This window comes from Roseospira marina, assembly GCF_014197855.1.
Taxonomy (GTDB): Bacteria; Pseudomonadota; Alphaproteobacteria; order Rhodospirillales; family Rhodospirillaceae; genus Rhodospira; species Rhodospira marina.
This window is the reverse complement of record NZ_JACIGJ010000042.1, coordinates 1-4017: the sequence shown is the minus strand read 5'-3', so window position 1 is coordinate 4017 and position 4017 is coordinate 1. Positions and strand designations below refer to the sequence as shown.

General features: G+C 69.0%; 5 protein-coding genes. 3 read left to right on the top strand and 2 right to left on the bottom strand.

From position 1 onward, the window contains the following. Positions 1-191: 191 nt before the first annotated feature. On the bottom strand, positions 192-581 hold the full coding sequence (locus GGD82_RS20640; protein ID WP_150064301.1) for a helix-turn-helix domain-containing protein: 390 nt from the start codon (positions 579-581) through the stop codon (positions 192-194). Positions 582-1126: 545 nt separating this feature from the next. After that, positions 1127-1699, bottom strand: coding sequence for a DUF2937 family protein (locus GGD82_RS20635; protein WP_150064300.1), 573 nt, complete (start codon positions 1697-1699; stop codon positions 1127-1129). A 58-nt stretch (positions 1700-1757) separates the two neighbouring features. Here GGD82_RS20635 and GGD82_RS20630 point away from each other — a divergent pair, with 58 nt between their 5' ends. From GGD82_RS20630 to rfaE1, 3 genes are all read left to right on the top strand, one after another. Then, positions 1758-2042, top strand: a complete 285-nt coding sequence (locus GGD82_RS20630; RefSeq protein WP_150064299.1) for an SWEET family sugar transporter — start codon at positions 1758-1760, stop codon at positions 2040-2042. 10 nt (positions 2043-2052) lie between these two features. Further along, the gene (locus GGD82_RS20625) at positions 2053-2268 is read left to right on the top strand and encodes a hypothetical protein (RefSeq protein WP_150064298.1); all 216 of its coding nucleotides are present in this window, start codon (positions 2053-2055) and stop codon (positions 2266-2268) included. Positions 2269-2380: 112 nt separating this feature from the next. After that, entirely contained in the window at positions 2381-3895 is a 1515-nt protein-coding gene (rfaE1, locus tag GGD82_RS20620; RefSeq protein WP_150064297.1) for a D-glycero-beta-D-manno-heptose-7-phosphate kinase, read from the top strand. Positions 3896-4017 lie beyond the last annotated feature (122 nt).

Genomic DNA, 4017 nt, shown 5'->3' with positions numbered 1-4017 from the left:
GCCCGACCGTCCCGGATCGCCCGGCTTGCCGGGCAGCAAATCCTTGATCCGGTCCCATTGTTCAGGGCTCAGCTCGTAACGCTTGGGGCGGGACAACCGAGCCATCTTGGTCGAGGCGCCGGTTTCGTCGATGAACACCAGGCGTTCGGGTGGAAGGTCTGGTTGCATCTCGAACCAGTCGTGCCGCCGCTTCAGGACATCTGGTCGCTGTTGCTCACTCGCATGCGCTGTCTTTTTTTGTACGTCATCCCGTGACGCCTCAGCAGTCGCCAGATCGCCGTTTCGGAAAACCGGGCGCCGCGAGCCTCCTCAACCTGCGTTGCGATCTCCGCCAACGTCACGTCCGGCTTCTCGTCGATCAGCCCCAGGATGACCGCCGCATGAGCCTCGATGCGATGCGAGTGCCGGTCGCCGCCCATGGGGCGGGGCTTCACGTGCCCCTCAAGACGCCACCGGTTCATCCATTTGACGGCGGTGGACGGGGCGACGCCAAACCGCTCCGCTGCTGCCCGTCGGGACTGGCCGCCTTCGACGGCGGCAACCAGCCGCTCGCGTAGGTCGGCGGAGAGGGGTTTCGTCATAGGCGCTGGCCTCCTTCTCCAGCCCCTACTCTTGAATCACAAATCAACCGCCTGAGGAATCCCCTGCGATTCCGTCAGACCGCGGGATGCTCTAGCGGACGGGGCGGCTGTCGTCTGCCAGCGTCGTGACGACCCGCGCCGACGGTGAGCGTCCGCGGGCTTGGCCCTCGAAAAAAGGTCCCTCAGGGGGTGTGGCTCGGCGCACGGCGTGCCACGGGCGGATGCGGACGCATAAAAACAGGACCCAAACTCTCGGTTCGAATCCCGGCCCTACTGCAGCGCGCATGACGGCAGAAGGGGCGCCCAGGTAGCCCTGGCTGCCCGCCAATTTTGCTACACATTATGCAGCACAGAACGCTGCACGCCGACCGCTCTAGTTCAATAAAAACAATGTTCTATACAGATCTCCGCCAACGCATGGCGGACACCCCCTCCGCCAGTTTGGTCCGGAGACCGAAACGGATCCCGGCGGTCTGAGTGCGCCCGGCGTCCGTCTCGACGCTTTTTTCCCCAGCCCGCAAGATGATTAGGGGACGGCGCCCTCCTCACAGGCGCGGCTCAAGGCGTCCGGCCGACACCGGGCGCCCCGACTCTCTCGCGCGGCGGCGCCCCGACTCTCTCACGCGGCGGCGCCGCAGGGACCGCCGCCCCACGGCGACCGGCACCCAGGCGGCGCCCTTGATGCCTTCGTAGGCCACGAGCGCCAGGATCAGCCCGCCGCCCGCCCACATCAACGAGGCCGTATCCAAAGGCAGGGCCGGCTGGAACCGGTCCAGCGTCGCTTGGGCGATCGCCGGATCCAGGGTCCTCAGGAACATGATCGGCTGCGTCAGCGGATCGGCCTCGGTCAGCGCCCGCATGGCCTCAACCAGCGCCCCGACCCGCTCGCGCCCATCGGCCATCATACCGGCGACCACGGGCTTTTCCGCCGCGTCCGCCAGCGCGTGCAGGCCGGTCAGGTGCTCCAGATTGCGGCGCGCCTCATCCAGGTGACCGCCCAGCCTCTGCAGGTATTGTTGCAGGAACTCGCGCCATTGCGACGCAGCGGCGCCCCCGGCGGCCCCCACGACGGCACCGGCCAGGGAATCCAGCTTGCGCACCATCCAGCCCGCTGGCATCGTCCCAGCTCCCGTCTGGCTTAGGGTTTCCCGCCGTCCACACCGCCGAGGTCCCCAAATGTCTCCATCCCTGGACCTTGCCCCGGTGTTCGGCTATCTCGCCGCTCTTTGTACAACTGTTGCCTTCCTGCCCCAAGCCCTCAAGGCATGGCGCAGCCGCTCGGTCGGGGATCTGTCGCTAGCCACCTTCCTGCTGTTCACTTGCGGCGTAGCCTCCTGGCTGATGTACGGCATCCTGACCGTGGATTGGCCGATCATCGCCGCGAACGTGATTACGTTAGCCCTTGCGGGCTCCATCCTGGTCATGCGCGTGGTGTTCGGCCGGTCCGGCTCCCGCGACTGAGACGCCGGCGATGACCCTGACGCAGACGCTGATCGCCCTGGGCGTGCTTCTCGTGGTGTTGGCGCTGGCGCTGTGGCGCGCCCGCCGGCCCTGGGCGCCCGGCCCGGTGTGGCGGGTGCCTTGGCATCTCATCCTCGCCTTGGGTCTGGTGCTGTTTCTGGGCCTGTTGGCGCATCTGACCAGCCTCGTCACCGGACAGCCGGTGCGGCCGCGTGGCTTGGGCTAGCGCGGCCTGCGAAGGCAGAACCGGCCTGTCTTCCGGCCGCGCGCCGTGCGTGATAGACGGACAGGATGCGTCCCGCGCCCCCGCCCTGCCTCCACCACAGGATCCCACCTCCATGCCCGCCCCGATCCCCGCTGACGCCGCCGCCCTCGCCGATTGGATCGACCGCCTGTCCGACGCCCGCGTGCTGTGCGTCGGCGACGTCATGCTGGACCGCTTCGTTCATGGCGATGTCGACCGCGTCTCGCCCGAGGCCCCCATCCCCGTGCTGCGCATCCGGCGGGAGTCGGTCATGCTGGGTGGCGCCGGCAACGTCGCGCGCAATCTGGTGGGGCTGGGTTGCGGCGTGGTGTTCCTGTCCGGGGCCGGCGACGATGCGGCCGGGGCCGAGGTCGCGCAACTCCTGGACCAGCTGGCCGGGGTCGAGGTCCATCTGGCGACCGAGCCCGGCCGCCCCACAACGCTCAAAACGCGGTTCGTGGCCGGCGGCCAGCAGCTTCTCCGCGCCGATGCCGAAACGACGCAGCCGATCGCCGACGCGACCGCCGCGCGTCTGCTCACCGCCGCCCGGACCGCCTTGGCCACCTGCGGCGCCATGATCCTGTCGGACTACGGCAAGAGCATCCTGACCGACACCGTAACCCGCGCGCTGATCGACGCCGCCACGGCCGCCGGTGTGCCGGTCATCGTGGATCCGAAAGGCCACGACTACCGGCGCTATGCCGGAGCGACCGTCGTTACGCCAAACCGCAAGGAATTGTCCGAAGCCACGGGTGGACGCGCCACGGACGACGATGCCTCGGTGGAAGCCGCCGCGCGCGCCCTGCTTGACACCTGCGGGCTGAGCGCCGTTCTGGCGACCCGCAGCCAGGACGGCATGTCCCTGGTGCCCGCCGACGGCCCGGCGGACCACCTGCCCACCGAGGCGCGGGAGGTCTACGATGTCTCCGGCGCCGGCGACACCGTGGTGGCAACGCTGGCCGCCGCCCTGGCGGCCGGCGCGCCGCTGTCCATCGGGGCGCGGCTGTCGAACGTCGCCGCTGGTCTGGTCGTCGCCAAGGTCGGCACCGCCGCGATCGCCGCCGCCGATCTGAACACCGCCCTGCACCACCAGGATCTCGCCCGCGCCGAGGACAAGGTGCAGCGGCTGGAACGCCTGACCGAAACCGTGGAGCGGTGGCGCCGCCATGGCCTGCGCGTCGGGTTCACCAACGGCTGCTTCGACCTGCTGCACCCCGGCCATGTCTCGCTTCTGGCGCAGGCTCGCGCGGCCTGTGATCGGCTGGTGGTCGGGCTGAACTCCGACGCCTCGGTGCGCCGGCTGAAGGGCCCCACCCGCCCGGTGCAGGGGGAGACCGCCCGGGCCACCGTGCTGGCCTCGCTGGCCGACGTCGACCGGGTGGTGATCTTCGGCGAGGACACACCCTTGCGCCTCATCAACGCGCTGAAGCCCGACGTTCTGGTAAAGGGGGCGGACTACACACTCGACACCGTCGTCGGCGCGGATGTCGTGCAGGCTTACGGCGGGCGTGTGCTGCTGGCGCGGCTGGAGGACGGCCACTCCACTACGGCGACGCTGGCCCGGGTGTCCGCGTCCCCGGATGGAACGGATCCCGTCGTCCCGCGTTGACGCCCCACGTCACCGATTCATCGCGCCGGCTGAGCAACCGGAAACATTGGTAACGTTTTGGACCGATGACATAGGTAACACTTTTTGCCTCTGATCACCGCCTGGACCCGGGTCTGGATCGC